Here is a 15,836-nt window from a genome sequence, read left to right on the forward strand (position 1 = left end):
CCTTCGCTATTAATGTAGTTATAAGATTCGTTATTGGTTTGACGCAGTGAGTGTAACGGTTATAAGTATTTTGAGTTGTAAGTTAGTGTGTGAAATTTTAAATATATGTAAGTAGCTGAAGTAAAGTGTTTAGTGGTTTTTTGGATTGCAATTTTTTATATGTATTACGAAATATAAGTAACATATTTTTAGAATAACTTTATATTTGATGAAATTGCATTCAATTTTGTAATGGAGTACTTTAAATTTTTATGGTGATTAGAAATAATATGATTATGGCTGAAATTATTTTAAAAAGTGCATCATTCGATTTTAAAGTAAAACAATACTGGATGGTTACTGCATCACTCATTAGTTTTTTAGCATTGGTTACTATTCCACTCATCCCTTTGATTTTATTTATAGTGTGGTTGGCGGCTGGGCGAATATTAGCTGCGATGTCTGCTGAACTATTACCACAAAAGCTAGTAGTTAAACGTGGGGTATTATTTAAAGAGGAAAAGTCGATACCGCTTGAAAAAATAACTGATGTTGGGTTGAGCCAAGGCCCGTTAATGCGGCTCTTTGGGTTATATCGTTTAAGTTTTGAAACGGCAGGGCAATCAGGACACGGCGCTTTAGTATCTTTGCTCGGTGTAGTTAATGCGAGTGAGTTTAGAGAGGCGATACTTGAACAAAAAGATGTATTGGCTAATCAAGGTAAAACGTCGCAGCAGTCGACAGAGCAAAGTGAGAAAGAGCTACTAAGAGCGCTGACTTATAGTGTAAAAAATATAGAACAAATGCTACTTGTTTTACTGGATGAAAAACAACAAAAGTAATTTATCTTTAAGTATAGGTAGAGCGCTTACAAGGATATTTTTATGAATACGGATATAAAAAATATATTTAATAATTATCCTGAGATAGCAAAAAGTAAGCTTATAAAATTACGAGAGTTAATTTATACCGTAGCACAAGAGCAAAACTTAGGAGCTGTTGAAGAGTCTTTAAAGTGGGGAGAGCCAAGTTATAACGTAATAAATGGCAGCCCCATTCGCATAGGCTTTAAGGGCTCATCGTGTTATTTGTTTTTTCATTGCCAATCAAAGCTAGTCAGCACATTTAGAGAGTTGTATTCCCACAGTCTCACTTTTGAAGGTAACCGGGCAATTGTATTAAATAGTGAAAAGCCATTACCAGAACACCCAGTTAAAGAGTGTATTAAATTAGCACTGACTTATCACAAAGTTAAACGCCTACCTTTGTTAGGCGCATAATTATAAGTACTTAGTTGATGCTTAAAATACGCTACAAATTTGATTTGCATCACAGGTAATAACGCTAACGTTTTCATAACCAACACGCGTTAACGCTTCTGCTCCCAATGTTGCGCGAGCACCACTTGCACAGTGTAAGTATATTGGCCGTGCAGCATCTTTTTCTATTTCCATTAATTTCATTTCGAGTAACCCACGCGGAATGTTTATTGCTCCTATAGCGGCTTTTGTAGCGTGCTCTGCGGGTTCTCGCACATCAATAAGTAGGCCTTTATTTTGTTCGAGCTCTATTTTTGCTTGCGCTGCGTCAATACGCCGCTGGTTAGGTGTGATAACTTTTAGTAAGTCAGGAATTGAAGTAAGCATTAGTCTGTGAATCCTCTTTTGCGTAAAAAAGACATTAATGGGCACCACTTTGTGAAAGCTGACTGCACTAAGTTAATACCTATGAATAATGTTAGAAACTGGAAATTACTATGTACAAAATAGCTTAAAAGTACTGATATTGTTACTGCACTACCGCCGATTAAAAGTATCGCATCGCTTATTTTCATTATAATCTCAATTTTATATTAGTAATACCTAATGTTAATTTATATTAGAGTTATCTAATGTAAAAGTCTATACTTAAAAGCATATTTATAAATGATGTGATTAAATGAATATTGAACAACTCGCTGTGAATGCAGAACAAGCCGAACAGTTTTTAAAATTAATGGCTAATAAAAATCGTTTAATGATTTTATGCAGTTTGCTACAAGGTGAGCAAAGTGTTGGTGAATTAAATAAAAATGTGCCCTTGGCTCAATCTGCACTATCTCAACATTTAGCCAGTTTACGCAAGGCGGATATGGTTATGACCCGCCGAGATGGACACACTATTTATTACTCATTGACCGACCCAAAAGTTGAGTCGATCATTGCTTTGCTATATGAGTGGTTTTGCCGAGCAGAAAACACTAAATAAAAGTAGCTATTTCATCAATAGATTTTTTATCCAGTGCATGAGCAGGTATTGTTGCATCATCACTTGGGTAACCTGCAATAAGTAGCATGTATGGGCGTTCGTTATCCCTATCGCGGCCACATATGTCGGTTAAAAAACTCATTGGCTTTGGAGTATGAGTAAGGGTTGCCAAACCACTGCGATGCAAAGCCTGAATTAAAAAGCCGGTAGCTAGACCAACCGATTCGTGTACGTAGTAATTAGTATTTTTATCATCGGTGCTTACGCCCCCTTTTTTTGACTAAATACAGCTATAAGCCAAGGTGCATGCTCTAAATAAGGCTTATTGGCGTCGGTGCCTAACGGTTTTAGCGCATCTAACCACTCTTCACCTGCTCTGCCTTCGTAAAAAGATCGCTCTAGTTTTTCGGCGGCTTCTCTTATTTGTTTTTTTACATCACTGCTGTTTATAGCCACAAAATGCCAAGGCTGATGATTCGCTCCACTTGGTGCTGTGCCCGCTGCTTTTATACATGTCTCAATAATATTTTTTGGTACTGGGCGATCGCTAAAGCTGCGAATGCTATGGCGGCGTTGGCTAGTGGTTAAAAACTCGTTAGCGCGATTTAGCATTTCGTCGTGTGGGTATTCTATAAAGTCGTTTAATGGCTGGCTTTGGTGATCTTGCATGGCTTTTCGCTTCTTATAAAAAGTATATGTGGTTTTTATACCGAGTGAATACAGTGCAAGCAAGTATTATGAGTTTAAACTATGTTTATTTGTTGTTACAAATTTAACCAGCAAGTAACTTATGTTCCTATTTTTTTGTGGTATAAAACATTATAAAAATAATTACTTATATTCAAGGAAGTAAAAATGCTATCAATAACAGGGTTATCAAAAACCTACGATAACGGCGTACATGCACTACAAGGTGTTGATTTAAATATCCCTAAAGGGATGTTTGGTTTACTGGGTCCTAATGGTGCGGGTAAATCTTCATTAATGCGAACGATCGCTACACTGCAATCAGCCGATAGTGGCAGCGTTGTATTTGATGGTATTGATGTGTTAACACACCCTAAAAGCTTGCGTGAGCGTTTAGGTTATTTACCGCAAGACTTTGGTGTTTATCAGCGTGTTAGTGCTTATGATTTACTTGATCATATGGCTATTTTAAAAGGTTTAAGTAATAAGGCTGAACGTAAAGAGGCCGTTGAAGGGTTGTTAGCGCAAACCAATTTATATGATCATCGAAAAAATGCGGTAAGTGGTTTCTCGGGCGGTATGCGCCAACGTTTTGGTATTGCACAAGCTTTATTAGGTGACCCTGATTTACTCATTGTAGATGAGCCAACGGCAGGTCTAGATCCTGAAGAGCGAAATCGTTTTCATAATTTGTTAGTGGGTTTAGGTGAAAGTAAAGTGGTGATTTTATCAACGCATATAGTTGAAGATGTGTCTGAGCTTTGCCCAAATATGGCCGTATTAGCTAATGGTCAAATTTTACTTGAAGGTAACCCAATTGAGCTTACGAATACGTTACAGGGAAAAATTTGGCACAAAGCAATGAGTCAAGCCGAGGCTTTGGAACTCGAACAATCATTACCGGTAATAGCGAAGCGTTTGTTTGCAGGACAAACATTACTCAGTGTGTTTGCTGACGATGCGCCAGAAGGGTTTGAGTCTAAGCCTGCTGATTTAGAAGACGTCTATTTTTCAACATTGCACCAACACCGCAATAAAGCAGCATAAGGATACTGATTATGTTGTTTAAAATGATGCAATTTGAGCTGCGCTATTTTATGCGTCAGCCTTCTTTCTATATCACGTCACTTATTTTGTTTTTTCTTACTTTTATGGCATCGGTTTCTGACTCGGTGCAAATAGGGGGAAGCAGCAATGTAAATATAAATTCTCCTTACGCAATTTTGCAAGTTATTGCGATTATGTCGGTGTTTGCTATTTTTTTAGTGGTCAACTTTGTTGGAAGCTCAGCTATTCGTGATGACGTGAGTAAGCTCAACGAATTGGTACTGAGTAAGCCACTAAACATCGCTCAGTATAGAGCTGGTCGATTCATTGGGGCTTATTTAGTCACGCTATTAGTGTTTTCAAGCACTATGTTGGGTGTGTGGGTTGGCAGTGGTTTTGGTAGCTTAATGGGTTGGTTAGACAGTGAAATGATAGGTGAAAACCAACTAAGTTATTATTTAGTGCCTTTCTTTTATATTGCAGCTCCTTCTTTGTTTGTTGTCTCATCGCTCATTAATGCTGTGGCAATGCGCTTTCGTAGCATGGTAACGCTCTATCTAGTTGCTGTTGCCCTACTTATTAGCTATTTGGTTGGATCTAATATTTTCTCTGATATCCAATATCGTGAAATCTCAGCTTACCTAGATATGTTTGGTATGTCGGCAATGAGAATGCAGATGGAATACTGGACAATAGCAGAGCGTAATGTAATGGAAATTACGTTAACTGATCAGTTATTACATAATAGGTTAATTTGGGTCGGTGTTGCCTTACTAGCATTGGCAATTGCAGCACTCAATACATCTCATCATTTGGCTCAAAAGCAAAAAGTGAAAGGCAAGGCGAGTAAAAATAATAATACTAATTTTGCAGCTGCACTTAAGTTTAATATAACGGCAAAAGCGACGGGAAATAATGCGTGGTCGCAATTTTTAACGCGTACTTTTTTTGAAGTCAAACAAGTTATAAAAAGCTATTCGTTTGGTATTTTACTTATTTTATCTTTAGCGACATTAATTCCAGCGTTGGTAGGCTCAATGGGTCCATACGGAACTGATGTTTGGCCAGTCACATTTAGAATGGTTGAGCTTATTCAAGGTAGCTTTGGCATATTGATGATGATAGTACTTGTTTACTATTGTGGTGAACTTGTATGGCATGATCGTGAATCACGAATGGCCGACATTATCGATGCGTACCCTGTTGCGAATTGGGTGTTCTGGGGCTCTAAATATGTAGCGCTGAGTGCTGTTTTATTATTGTTATGCGCATTTGGCTCCGTGGTGACATTGTTTTATCAAATGATGATGGGCATGGCGAACTTTGATATTGCACAATATGTAATTAGACTCGGTTATTTATTTGTACTCGGGCTTATCTTTCAAGGTGGTTTTGCCTTTTTACTACAAGTAATTAGCCCAAATAAATACGTAGGTATGGGATTATATGTGCTGTACTTTATCGCTACTTTGGTGATGAGTAACTATGGTTTTGAGCATAATATGTTTGTAATAGGTCGGACACCAGAGGCGCCTTATTCAGATATTAATGGTTATGGCCACTTTTTAACTGCGGTGCATTGGTATAATTTATACTGGTTAGGTTTTAGTATGATTATTGCTGCACTTAGCTATGCGCTTTGGCCTCGTGGGGCTGGGCAAAATTTAAAAGCACGCGTTCAGTTGTTAGGCTATCAGCTAGGCAATTCAGGTAAAGCGGTTATTGTATGTGGTACCCTTATTTTTGGTGGTGTAGGAAGTTTTATTTACTACAACACAACGGTTCTCAATCAATTTATAACCAGTGAACAGTATGAAGACTTACAAGAGCAGTATGAGCGTGAGTTTGGTCAGTTTGTAGATGCGGCTTTACCTATTCCAACAGATGTTGTTGTTACTGCTGATATCTACCCTAAAGAACGTCGTATTACAGCTACCGTGGTAATGCAGATAGAGAATAAATCGCAACAACCGATTACACGAATATTAGTAAATAAGCCTGATCATACTCATAAATGGAGTGTTGAGGTGAATGGCGCGCAACTTGGGGAGTTAAACGAGCAGTATCGTCATGCTTGGTTAGATTTTACTAAACCCATGCAACCAAACGAGAGCCGCGAAATTACAATGAGTGTAGAGCGTTATACCGAAGGGTTTGAAGATAGAGGAAGCGATGAGCGACTTGTGTATAACGGTACTTTTATTGACAACACGGCACTGTTCCCGAGTTTTGGTTATTCCTTTGGTAAGCAAATACAAGATAAAAGTGAGCGTCGTCAAAGGGGTTTACCAGAGTTAAAACGCGGTAATAAAATTGAAGAAACGCAGTATCATAATCAACCTTTGTTTGCAGATAACTATGTAAGTTTTGCTGCCACAATTTCCACTGATGAGTCGCAAATTGCGATGGTTCCAGGTTACTTGCAATCACAAAGTACTAAAAATGGCCGAACCACATTTGTATACGAAATGGATGCACCTATGTTGCACTTTTACACTTTACTTTCAATGGAGCTTGAGGTGAAAAAAGAGCAGCATAATGGCGTACATATTGAGGTTTACCATCACAAAGATCATGCTTGGAATGTAGATGCAATGATTCAGTCGACTAAAGATTCTTTAGATTACTTCTCTAAAGAGTTTGGTCCTTATCAGCATAAGCAAATGCGTATTATTGAGTTTCCTCGCTATCGTAGTTTTGCGCAGAGTTTTGCTAATACAGTACCGTACTCTGAAAATATGGGGTTTATTACAGATACACGTGACCCAGATAATATTAATTTTCCTTACTATGTAACATCGCATGAATTGGCGCACCAGTGGTGGGCGCACCAAGTGATTGGCGCGAATGTCGAAGGCTCTAATATTTTATCTGAAATGCTATCGCAATATGCAGCTATCATGGTGATGAAAGAAAAGTATGGTGAAAACAACCTTCGTAAATTCTTAAAGTATGAACTTGATCGTTACTTATTAGGACGCACGACAGAGCTTTATGAGGAACGTACACTTGCACGCGCCGCAGGGCAGCAGTATATCCACTATAACAAAGGTGCCGTGGTAATGATGGCCATACATGATTTGTTAGGTGAGCAGCGCGTAAATGCCGCTTTGCGAGCGTTTTTGCGAGATTACCAATATGCGCAAGAGTTTTACCCAACCACGTTAGACTTTATTGCCTATCTAAAGCGAGGAGCGAGTGAGCAAGAACAAGCATTCATTGAAGATCAATTTAATGCCATTACGTTATATGATTTAAAAATCAGTGATGTTGATGTGCAAGAGGCTGAATCTGCTGATGGGGAACATATCATTACATTGACTATTGCTGCAGCGAAAAAGCATGCCGATGGCGAAGGTAATGAAGAAGATGTACCGCTAGCGCAAATGATAGATGTTGCTTTATTTAGCGCAGATCCGAATGAGGTACATAGTGAAAGTGCTGTGATCTATATGCAAAAGCACGAGATAAAAACGGGTGTAAATACCATTATACTAAAGGTAACTGAATTACCTAAATTTGCAGGTGTGGATCCTTTTATTAAGTTAATTGACAAGAAAAGTGGCGATAATATTAAAGCACTGTAGCTTTTAAATGCAGTATAAAAAATGCCAGTTGTTTTACTGACTGGCATTTTTATAGCTATTGAAAGAGGTTATTGATAGCTAACAGTAAAGTTATTTTTACTATATCTAAACTCATTTAGTAAGTAGCCCTCATCCTAAACTTTGTAGAAAATTGTATAAATTTTTGTATAAACCGCTACATTTTCCCCACACCTTCTTACTAACTTAACTTTAGTTTTTTTGTACACTGCTGTCATTAAGAGTAAACAACAAGGGATAAGAATGAAGCAGCTAATGATAAGCGTTTTAATACTAAGTCTAACCGCTTGCTCTGCGGTGACAATTCAGCCACAGCAAGCAGCCAAAATAACAAGCAAAGCGAGTTATGAAGATAGTCGACCGTTCTTTTTATGGGGATTGGTTGGAGAAGAGCGCGTTGATGTGAAAAAAGTATGTGTAGATAAATCAGTAACTCAAATGCAGTCACAACAAACGTTTAGTGATGGAGCACTTAGTTTAATTACATTTGGTATATATGCACCTCACACTATTAAAGTATGGTGCCAAGATGAAATAGTAGGAGAGGCATTATGAGTATTAAGTTACTTATAACAAGTTGTATGCTGATTATATTAACGGGATGTACGAACATTTACTTTGATAATGGTGTACAAGACAACGTGAGCAATAAAACTCAAGAGAGTTCACAATGGCATCATAATTTTGCTCTTGCATTATATGAAGGATCTAAGCCGTTAGATTTAAGTACTCATTGCCCACAAGGTGAATGGCAAAGTGTCCATACGTATAAATCGTTTACTAATGGTTTGGCAGAGGTGGCTGTTAATCAAATTGCTCCGGCTTGGTACCCTAAAACAGTTGAAGTGAGTTGTACTAAGGTACCATTCAAGTAATATTATAAACGAGAAAAGGGCCAAAAGGCCCTTCGTGTTGCAGCAAGTAACACATTCTTTTTTATAAGTTAAAGTCTACAGAGTAAGCTACGTAGGCTTTAATATCTGAATCATCTATATCTGTATCAGACAAACCAAAAGTAAAACCGTCTTTTGAAATAGATATACCGTAATCTAAGATATTGTCGTCACCAATAAAATCACCAGAGTAATGACCTAAATGTAGTGCCATTTCAGTACCGTTACTACCGACAGCAAAGCCATAATCAGCAGTTAGGTAAAGTGAGTCGCCAAAGTCTGTACCGTCACCACTTGCAGCTGATGTTGCAAGTACAGAAGCGCCAAACGTGAAGCCTTCAACACTAATACTACCGTAAATTTCAGAGAAATCTGCGTCAGCTTCAGAAGCTGCGTCTGGGTAAGCGTAATAAATATAACCAACATCGTAACTAACACTTTCGTTAATGTCGCCACCGAAGCCTGCGTATAAGTCAAGCTCGTAGGTCATTTCGTCAGCCCAAGATGCATTTGAAGCCCAAGTACCGGCATAAAAACCAGACTCATTAGCGTAGTCAATACCACCGGATATTGCCGCATCACCACCCGTTTGCTCTTGGCCGCGCCATAAGTAATTTGATGTTGCTGCCGCATTTGCTGTTACTTCAGCTTGAACCGATGTTGAGACTACCGATGTTGCAGCCATTAATGCGATGGTGCTAATCGCAATTGTTTTTTTAGTTTGAGCATGTCCATTTCCCGTTATATGATTTTTGCATGCCAAGGTTTTATTATGTATTGCTTTAACCTTTTAATTGGATGCATTTTTATTGTTTAACTGGGGAGGTGGTGCACTGTGTGTGCCAGCTTGGTTTTATTTACTTTAAAATGTATTTTTATAGTTTAAAAATAATGACTTACAAAGGAGTAGTGTTTTTTTATTGAGGTAATTTTAATAAGTGTTCGCACGCTGCTGGTGCATAAATTAACCTAACCGCACCATTAAAGTACAGCTAGGTTAGATTTATTTAGCCGAAAATAGTACGCATTAGACTAATTGTTTCGTTAACGCCTCGACCTTTTTGTACTTCATTAATGATCGAGTCACGTTTGCTGCGAATATGCTCAGGAATATCGTCAGCAGCAAGAGCACGGTCTACTAGAATTTCTGCAGACTCTTTGCCTCTACGTTGAGTTTTACCTGTCGTTGTTGTACTACGCTTAGGCTTGCTAAGTAACTTGATGTAGTTTGAACTGTCAGGTGTTTTAGTGTCTGCATAATAAAAGAAACATGGGATCAGTGCTTTAATAGCAACTAACTGTTCCTCTAGTTCGTTACTTGCATTAGCCATTTTATACCACGACATAGCTTGAATACCTTTAACGATATCTTGCCAGTAACGCTCAAAATCACTATTTTTAAGTTTTGGAACTCCAAGAGCGCCACATAATGCATCTAATCGATTATTTGTAATCGGAGTAAATAAATCAGGGCGACGCATTGCTAGCAAGCGAGTTGCAGGGGCTAGCGTTGGTTTTTCATTGTTGTCGGTAAACACTTTTGAGTAAGCAGCAACAAATTGCTGGTATTCATATTGAGTGATATCACCTTCAAGTGGGATGTTTGCTAGAGCTGCATCAAAATCACCTGGTAAATCGCTAAGCATTTGATGAAAGCTTTTTGCACTCTTAGTTGAGGCAAACCATTCAACATCAAAGTTGTATGTGCTTGGATCAAGTGACGCCATATGCTTACCGCTAAACGCAAGTAAATCTTCAGGAATCATATCTTTAAGAGATTGTTCACGAATGCTTTTAATGTAGTCTACTAAGCGAAGCTGTTCATCAAGAGCAATAACGTCTTTGTGTTGTTCTACAAATACACTTACAACAGGCCACGGAGCAATACGTAAAGTTTTAACCTGTAAAAAGCTGATAGCTGAAATAAGCTGATCGTGTAGCTTCTTAAGTATAGGTAATTGTTGCGGCTCTAGTAAATCGTAGTTCATACGATCTCTACTTGCATTTAATAGTTCGTAACACCAAGGTAAAAAATCATCAGGGTGGTTTTCTACTTTCACGGCCATAAGGTTAAGGCTTAACTCTGAAGATTGTTTCAGAATGTTCTGATAGATTTGATTTTCTTGTTCGCCTAGCGTCATTTTTGACGGTGAAATTAGCAGTTTTTTCATGCCTTGTAGAATCTCCGGATTAGATATATATTTTTTTGCTGGTCTATTTTAGCGCAATTACATCAATAACAACAGCGCTGTCCTCAATGCTTAATAGTGACAGGGGATAAATATGTATACTTTTCAATGTATCAAGATTAAATTATAGGTAAATATTAGTTATTTTGATTTGAGGTTTTTGTGAGATATTGTCATTAAATTTACAATGTTTAATTTCAAGAACATTAAATTGAATTATTTAGTTAATGCTTTTTTATAGCATTAACCATTTCATTAGTACTCTACTATATGTTTTTTATACTGAAATTTTCAGCACGGATTCATATCATGCCAAATAAGTTAAACTAAATAGCATTTTTACAACTTCAGCAATGATTTTAAAGCTAACACTCGCTATGATAAGAGCATTATTTGCACGTTTGAAAGGACGATCATGAAAACCTTACTTAAAATTGTAGGTGTAATACTTTTATTATGTATAGCACTAATTGTTGCCGCACCGTTTTTAATTCCTACTGATACTATTTTTAATAAAGTGTCGCAGCAGGTAGAACAAACAACTGGGCGCACTCTTACTATTAAAGGTGATAAAACACTTAGCGTATTCCCTGCATTAAAGTTAGAACTTAACGACGTGCATTTTGCAAATATGGGATCAGGTTCGCGCGCCGACATGGCGAGTTTGAAACAGCTTGCTGTACATATACCTTGGTTTTCATTATTTGGTGGTGAGTTTAAATTAGATAAGTTTGTTATAAACGAACCAAATATCCTATTAGAAACCGACAAAAATGGTAAAGCTAATTGGCAGTTGTTTGATGCAGTTGCAGAGCAACCTAAAGAGCAAAGCCAATCAGGTGAAGCAATAAAGCTTCCAGATAACTTTGATATTGAGCTAGGTGAGGTTGCTATTTATGGCGGTACATTTACTTATCTAGATGGTCAAACAGGTACTAAGCAACAAATTAGTGATTTAGAACTCGCTATTTTACTTCCATCACTTCGTAAAACATTAGAAGTAAAAGGGGGTATTACTTATATGCAGGAGCGTTTTGAGCTTGATATAAAATTAGATACTCCAGCTAAAGCAATTGAAGGTGCTACTTTTAATGTTAAACAAACCTTAGATTCTCGTTTAGTTGATTTAACGTTCGAAGGGAGCATAGCTAAGCAAGGCCAAGATATTAAAGGTCAGTTAGCACTAAGCGGTGAGTCTGTTAAAAGTATTGCGAAATGGCAAGGTGTAGAGCTAGACGCTAAAGACAATGCATTTAACGGATTTAGTGTAAACGGTAAAATGCACCTACTAGGTGAGAAATTTAATTTAGAAGATTTAGTTGCGACGTTAGACGCATTAGAAATAAAAGGTAAGAGCGAGCTTAACCTAGGTAAGCGTTTAGCAGTAAATGCAGATATTGATTTAGGTATGCTTGACTTAAACCCGTACCTACCTGAAGCAGTGGCAAAACAAGAAGAGCCAGTAGAGCAAGAAGATAAACCTGCAGAGCCAATAGTATGGGATGACACTAAGATTGATTTAAGTGCATTAAATTCACTAGATGCAAATGTAGTGATTCGTTCAAGTGGATTAAAAGCCAATGATATTAAATTAGGCGCAAATCAATTTACTGTTGTTTTAAAAGATAGCGTTGCAAAACTAAGCCTAGATAGCTTTTCTGCTTATGAAGGGTCAGGTAAAGGCGTTATCAATGTAAACGCACAACAAGTGCCTTATAAAATATCAACTAACTTTGACTTAGCTGGTATAGATGCACAGCCTTTATTAGCGGATGCGGCAGGTTTTGACAAGCTAATGGGTAAGGGTTCTTTAAATTGGAACCTAAGCACAACTGGCCAAAGTCAAAAGTCGTTTATTGGTGCGCTTAACGGAAAACTTGGGTTTGAGTTTGCTGATGGCGCTGTAAAAGGCGCGAATATAGCTGAAATGGTACGTAAAGGTAAGGAGCTTATTTCAGGAAACTTTGGTGCAGCATCTGAAGGGTTAGATACTGGGTTTGAAGAATCAGAGCAAACAGATTTCTCTGCACTAACGGGAAGCTTCAACTTTACTAATGGTGTTGGCAAAAATACCGACCTATCACTTATCAGCCCACTTATTAGAATATCAGGTGAAGGCGATGTTGATTTACCCCAAACAACGGTTAACTACCGTTTGGTTACAGGCATAGTTGGATCGATTGAAGGACAGGGAACGACTGATGACAGTACAGGCTTTAAAATACCACTTCGCATAAAAGGCCCTTTCCACGATGTAGGTATAAAGCTTGACGTTGGCAGTGCGCTCAAAGATGAAGCTAAACAAAAGGTCGATGAGGCAAAAGAAAAGGCAAAAGAAAAAGCAAAAGATAAGATTAAAGATAAATTAAAAGGTTTATTTGGTTAATTTATTGCGCTCTAAACAAACAAGGCACATTACAGGTGCCTTGTTTGTTTTGTAACCACCTGTAAAATAGCTACATAGCCGGAATTGCTCAGCTTTAATTTCCCATCACTCCAAATTAATTAAAAAATAACCTATCGCTACCCCCTCAATGCTGGTACAATTGCCCGCCCTTAAGAGACAACTCGTTTGTTTTTGAGTGGGATTTAATCGAAATGTCTTGATTTTAAACAAATTTAAGACACGTTGTAATTACTACACCGGAGGTCATTAACATGATCCAAATGCAAACTCAGCTGGAAGTTGCTGATAACAGCGGCGCTCGCAAAGTGCAGTGTATAAAAGTCCTTGGTGGTTCACACCGTCGCTACGCAGCGATTGGCGACATCATTAAAGTTTCTGTTAAAGAAGCTATTCCTCGCGGTAAAGTGAAGAAAGGTGATGTTAAAAACGCGGTAGTTGTGCGTACCAGAAAAGGTGTTCGCCGTCCAGATGGTTCTCTGATCCGTTTTGACAGCAACGCTGCTGTTATCTTAAATGATAACTTACAGCCAATTGGTACACGTATTTTCGGCCCTGTGACTCGCGAACTTCGTAATGATAAGTTCATGAAAATCGTTTCACTAGCCCCAGAAGTACTGTAAGGAGCCAATCATGGCAGCAAAAATACGTCGTGATGACGAAGTAATCGTACTAGCAGGTAAAGACAAAGGTAAGCGCGGAAAAGTGCTTTCAGTTGTTACTGAATCTGGTCGAATCTTTGTCGAAGGCATAAACTTGATCAAGAAACACCAAAAGCCGGTTCCACAATTGAACCAAGCTGGCGGAATTGTTGAGAAAGAAGCATCTATGGATGCATCAAACGTTGCGATCTTCAACTCGGAAACGAGTAAAGCTGATCGTGTAGGTTTCAAGATTGAAGATGGTAAGAAATTACGTATCTTTAAATCTACTGGTAAAACTATCTAATAGTTGGAGTAGAATGATGGCGAAACTGCATGAAGTATATAAAGACAAAGTAGTAGCTGAACTTCAAGAGAAGTTTGGTTTCAGCTCTGTCATGCAAGTCCCTCAGATCGAAAAGATCACATTGAATATGGGCGTGGGCGAAGCCCTAGCTGACAAGAAGATTTTAGATCACGCAGTAGCTGATCTTGCAGCAATCTCTGGTCAGAAACCTCTAATCACTAAAGCACGCAAATCTGTTGCTGGCTTCAAAGTGCGTGAAGGTTACCCAATTGGTTGTAAAGTAACCCTACGCGGCGAGCGTATGTGGGACTTTTTTGAGCGTTTGGTATCAATCGCTATCCCACGTATTCGTGACTTCCGTGGCGTAAGTGCTAAGTCTTTTGATGGACGTGGTAACTACAGCATGGGCGTACGTGAACAAATCATCTTCCCAGAAATCGATTACGATAAAGTAGACCGTGTACGCGGTATGGATATTACTATCACTACTTCTGCGAAATCTGATGAGGAAGGCCGTGCGTTGTTAGAAGCGTTTAACTTCCCATTTAAGAAATAAGGGTAGGGTTATGGCAAAGAATTCTATGAAAGCGCGCGAAGCTAAGCGCACAAAACTAGTTGCTCAATTCGCTGAAAAGCGTACAGCACTAAAAGCTATCATCACAGATGTTAACACATCTGAAGATGATCGTTGGGACGCGGTTCTTAAGCTACAAGCTTTACCTCGTGATTCTAGCCCTGTACGTCAACGTAATCGTTGTAACATTACGGGCCGCCCACATGGTTACCTTCGCAAATTCGGCATGAGCCGTATTAAAGTTCGCGAAGCAGCTATGCGCGGTGAAATTCCTGGCCTTAAAAAGGCTAGCTGGTAATAGAATCATGGGAGTAAGACTATGAGCTTGCAAGATCCTATCGCGGATTTGTTTACACGTATCCGTAATGGTCAATCAGCGAAGAAAGTATCTGTAACGATGCCAACTTCAAAGCTGAAAGTAGCATTAGCTAAAGTACTAAAAGACGAAGGTTATATCGTAGATTTCGCTGTTAACAGTGAAGCGAAACCTGAGCTTTCTATCGAGTTAAAGTACTTCGAAGGCAAAGCTGTAATTGAAAATATCCAGCGTGTAAGTCGCCCTGGTTTACGTATCTATAAGAAACGTGACCAATTACCTAAGGTAATGGGTGGTCTTGGTATCGCTATCGTATCAACTTCTAAAGGCCTAATGACAGACCGCACAGCACGTAGTGCTGGTGTTGGTGGTGAAATCATTGGTTTTGTAGCTTAATCGGAGGGGAACTATGTCTCGCATAGCAAAGGCACCAATTACTGTTCCTGCCGGTGTAGAAGTTACATTAAAAGGCCAGGAAATCACAGTTAAAGGCAAAAACGGTGAACTAACTCGTACTATCAACAACGCTGTTGAAGTACAAGTTAATGACAACGTTATTACAACTTTACCTCGTGATGGCGTAGCTAATGCATGGGCTCAAGCAGGTACTGCTCGTGCTCTAATCAACAACATGGTTGTTGGTACGCATGAAGGTTACGAGAAGAAACTTCAGTTAGTAGGCGTTGGTTACCGTGCAGCAGCTAAGGGTAAAGTTTTAGACTTAACACTTGGTTTCTCACACCCAGTTAATTTCGCAGTTCCTGAAGGAATTACGATTGAAACTCCAAGCCAAACAGAAGTTCTAGTTAAGGGCGTAGATAAGCAGTTAGTTGGTCAAACAGCTGCTAACATTCGTGCATACCGTAAACCTGAGCCTTATAAAGGTAAGGGTGTTCGTTATTCAGATGAGAATGTACGCCGTAAAGAGGCTAAGAAGAAGTAAGGTA

General features: G+C 38.6%; 18 protein-coding genes and 1 pseudogene. 14 read left to right on the forward strand and 5 right to left on the reverse strand.

Annotated features, from left to right (window positions below; translation table 11 throughout):
* Positions 1-275: 275 nt before the first annotated feature.
* Positions 276-821, forward strand: coding sequence for a PH domain-containing protein (locus tag P4S65_RS05560; RefSeq protein WP_033016345.1), 546 nt, complete (start codon positions 276-278; stop codon positions 819-821).
* Between the two features lie 42 nt (positions 822-863).
* Positions 864-1,259, forward strand: coding sequence for a DUF1801 domain-containing protein (locus tag P4S65_RS05565; RefSeq protein WP_008138776.1), 396 nt, complete (start codon positions 864-866; stop codon positions 1,257-1,259).
* A 21-nt stretch (positions 1,260-1,280) separates the two neighbouring features.
* Here the strand turns inward: P4S65_RS05565 and P4S65_RS05570 are convergent, their stop codons facing one another.
* Positions 1,281-1,625 (reverse strand): rhodanese-like domain-containing protein, encoded by a 345-nt coding sequence (locus P4S65_RS05570; RefSeq protein ID WP_007376450.1) that lies wholly within the window; start codon positions 1,623-1,625, stop codon positions 1,281-1,283.
* Positions 1,625-1,813 carry a YgaP family membrane protein gene (locus P4S65_RS05575; protein ID WP_033023357.1) on the reverse strand — a complete coding sequence of 63 codons (189 nt, stop codon included), beginning with the start codon at positions 1,811-1,813 and terminating at the stop codon, positions 1,625-1,627. The genes P4S65_RS05570 and P4S65_RS05575 overlap by 1 nt, the downstream gene beginning before the upstream one ends.
* Positions 1,814-1,917: 104 nt before the next feature.
* On the opposite strand from P4S65_RS05575, the gene P4S65_RS05580 reads away from it, so the two are divergent.
* Positions 1,918-2,226 carry an ArsR/SmtB family transcription factor gene (locus P4S65_RS05580; RefSeq protein ID WP_096792289.1) on the forward strand — a complete coding sequence of 103 codons (309 nt, stop codon included), beginning with the start codon at positions 1,918-1,920 and terminating at the stop codon, positions 2,224-2,226.
* Here P4S65_RS05580 and P4S65_RS05585 read toward each other — a convergent pair.
* Positions 2,219-2,895, reverse strand: a pseudogene (locus P4S65_RS05585) (nitroreductase family protein). The gene P4S65_RS05580 and the pseudogene P4S65_RS05585 overlap by 8 nt on opposite strands.
* A gap of 186 nt (positions 2,896-3,081) precedes the next feature.
* On the opposite strand from P4S65_RS05585, the gene P4S65_RS05590 reads away from it, so the two are divergent.
* The 4 genes from P4S65_RS05590 (at position 3,082) to P4S65_RS05605 (ending at position 8,440) form a co-directional block, all read left to right on the forward strand.
* Positions 3,082-3,960 carry an ABC transporter ATP-binding protein gene (locus P4S65_RS05590; protein ID WP_007376453.1) on the forward strand — a complete coding sequence of 293 codons (879 nt, stop codon included), beginning with the start codon at positions 3,082-3,084 and terminating at the stop codon, positions 3,958-3,960.
* A gap of 11 nt (positions 3,961-3,971) precedes the next feature.
* On the forward strand, positions 3,972-7,547 hold the full coding sequence (locus tag P4S65_RS05595) for an ABC transporter permease/M1 family aminopeptidase (RefSeq protein ID WP_337119731.1): 3,576 nt from the start codon (positions 3,972-3,974) through the stop codon (positions 7,545-7,547).
* A 261-nt stretch (positions 7,548-7,808) separates the two neighbouring features.
* A complete protein-coding gene (locus P4S65_RS05600) occupies positions 7,809-8,120 on the forward strand; it encodes a Bor family protein (RefSeq protein WP_096792292.1) in 312 nt (103 codons plus the stop codon).
* Positions 8,117-8,440 carry a Bor/Iss family lipoprotein gene (locus P4S65_RS05605; RefSeq protein ID WP_008138787.1) on the forward strand — a complete coding sequence of 108 codons (324 nt, stop codon included), beginning with the start codon at positions 8,117-8,119 and terminating at the stop codon, positions 8,438-8,440. The genes P4S65_RS05600 and P4S65_RS05605 overlap by 4 nt, the downstream gene beginning before the upstream one ends.
* Before the next feature lie 61 nt (positions 8,441-8,501).
* Here the strand turns inward: P4S65_RS05605 and P4S65_RS05610 are convergent, their stop codons facing one another.
* Positions 8,502-9,143, reverse strand: a complete 642-nt coding sequence (locus tag P4S65_RS05610) for a TorF family putative porin (RefSeq protein ID WP_337120732.1) — start codon at positions 9,141-9,143, stop codon at positions 8,502-8,504.
* Between the two features lie 322 nt (positions 9,144-9,465).
* Positions 9,466-10,629 (reverse strand): hypothetical protein, encoded by a 1,164-nt coding sequence (locus tag P4S65_RS05615; protein WP_033023362.1) that lies wholly within the window; start codon positions 10,627-10,629, stop codon positions 9,466-9,468.
* A 433-nt stretch (positions 10,630-11,062) separates the two neighbouring features.
* Between P4S65_RS05615 and P4S65_RS05620 the strand changes: the two genes are divergently transcribed.
* The 7 genes from P4S65_RS05620 to rplF all read left to right on the forward strand — a co-directional run bounded on the left by P4S65_RS05620 (position 11,063) and on the right by rplF (position 15,832).
* Positions 11,063-13,033 (forward strand): AsmA family protein, encoded by a 1,971-nt coding sequence (locus P4S65_RS05620; RefSeq protein WP_096792294.1) that lies wholly within the window; start codon positions 11,063-11,065, stop codon positions 13,031-13,033.
* A gap of 272 nt (positions 13,034-13,305) precedes the next feature.
* Entirely contained in the window at positions 13,306-13,674 is a 369-nt protein-coding gene (gene rplN / locus P4S65_RS05625; RefSeq protein ID WP_002959498.1) for a 50S ribosomal protein L14, read from the forward strand.
* Positions 13,675-13,684: 10 nt separating this feature from the next.
* Positions 13,685-13,999, forward strand: a complete 315-nt coding sequence (gene rplX / locus P4S65_RS05630; protein ID WP_002959496.1) for a 50S ribosomal protein L24 — start codon at positions 13,685-13,687, stop codon at positions 13,997-13,999.
* A gap of 16 nt (positions 14,000-14,015) precedes the next feature.
* Positions 14,016-14,555, forward strand: coding sequence for a 50S ribosomal protein L5 (gene rplE, locus P4S65_RS05635; RefSeq protein ID WP_024610257.1), 540 nt, complete (start codon positions 14,016-14,018; stop codon positions 14,553-14,555).
* 10 nt (positions 14,556-14,565) lie between these two features.
* A complete protein-coding gene (rpsN, locus tag P4S65_RS05640; protein ID WP_033016334.1) occupies positions 14,566-14,871 on the forward strand; it encodes a 30S ribosomal protein S14 in 306 nt (101 codons plus the stop codon).
* A gap of 21 nt (positions 14,872-14,892) precedes the next feature.
* A complete protein-coding gene (rpsH, locus tag P4S65_RS05645) occupies positions 14,893-15,285 on the forward strand; it encodes a 30S ribosomal protein S8 (RefSeq protein WP_007376462.1) in 393 nt (130 codons plus the stop codon).
* A 13-nt stretch (positions 15,286-15,298) separates the two neighbouring features.
* On the forward strand, positions 15,299-15,832 hold the full coding sequence (gene rplF / locus P4S65_RS05650; protein WP_007376463.1) for a 50S ribosomal protein L6: 534 nt from the start codon (positions 15,299-15,301) through the stop codon (positions 15,830-15,832).
* Positions 15,833-15,836 lie beyond the last annotated feature (4 nt).

This window comes from Pseudoalteromonas sp. B131b, assembly GCF_037162545.1.
In the GTDB taxonomy this organism is placed as follows: domain Bacteria; phylum Pseudomonadota; class Gammaproteobacteria; order Enterobacterales; family Alteromonadaceae; genus Pseudoalteromonas; species Pseudoalteromonas fuliginea.

Coding starts and splice junctions, on each gene's coding strand:
- P4S65_RS05560 (WP_033016345.1), top strand. CDS start 276: ATGGCTGAAATTATTTTAAAAAGTGCATCATTCGATTTTAAAGTAAAA.
- P4S65_RS05565 (WP_008138776.1), top strand. CDS start 864: ATGAATACGGATATAAAAAATATATTTAATAATTATCCTGAGATAGCA.
- P4S65_RS05570 (WP_007376450.1), bottom strand. CDS start 1,625: ATGCTTACTTCAATTCCTGACTTACTAAAAGTTATCACACCTAACCAG.
- P4S65_RS05575 (WP_033023357.1), bottom strand. CDS start 1,813: ATGAAAATAAGCGATGCGATACTTTTAATCGGCGGTAGTGCAGTAACA.
- P4S65_RS05580 (WP_096792289.1), top strand. CDS start 1,918: ATGAATATTGAACAACTCGCTGTGAATGCAGAACAAGCCGAACAGTTT.
- P4S65_RS05590 (WP_007376453.1), top strand. CDS start 3,082: ATGCTATCAATAACAGGGTTATCAAAAACCTACGATAACGGCGTACAT.
- P4S65_RS05595 (WP_337119731.1), top strand. CDS start 3,972: ATGTTGTTTAAAATGATGCAATTTGAGCTGCGCTATTTTATGCGTCAG.
- P4S65_RS05600 (WP_096792292.1), top strand. CDS start 7,809: ATGAAGCAGCTAATGATAAGCGTTTTAATACTAAGTCTAACCGCTTGC.
- P4S65_RS05605 (WP_008138787.1), top strand. CDS start 8,117: ATGAGTATTAAGTTACTTATAACAAGTTGTATGCTGATTATATTAACG.
- P4S65_RS05610 (WP_337120732.1), bottom strand. CDS start 9,143: ATGGCTGCAACATCGGTAGTCTCAACATCGGTTCAAGCTGAAGTAACA.
- P4S65_RS05615 (WP_033023362.1), bottom strand. CDS start 10,629: ATGAAAAAACTGCTAATTTCACCGTCAAAAATGACGCTAGGCGAACAA.
- P4S65_RS05620 (WP_096792294.1), top strand. CDS start 11,063: ATGAAAACCTTACTTAAAATTGTAGGTGTAATACTTTTATTATGTATA.
- rplN (WP_002959498.1), top strand. CDS start 13,306: ATGATCCAAATGCAAACTCAGCTGGAAGTTGCTGATAACAGCGGCGCT.
- rplX (WP_002959496.1), top strand. CDS start 13,685: ATGGCAGCAAAAATACGTCGTGATGACGAAGTAATCGTACTAGCAGGT.
- rplE (WP_024610257.1), top strand. CDS start 14,016: ATGGCGAAACTGCATGAAGTATATAAAGACAAAGTAGTAGCTGAACTT.
- rpsN (WP_033016334.1), top strand. CDS start 14,566: ATGGCAAAGAATTCTATGAAAGCGCGCGAAGCTAAGCGCACAAAACTA.
- rpsH (WP_007376462.1), top strand. CDS start 14,893: ATGAGCTTGCAAGATCCTATCGCGGATTTGTTTACACGTATCCGTAAT.
- rplF (WP_007376463.1), top strand. CDS start 15,299: ATGTCTCGCATAGCAAAGGCACCAATTACTGTTCCTGCCGGTGTAGAA.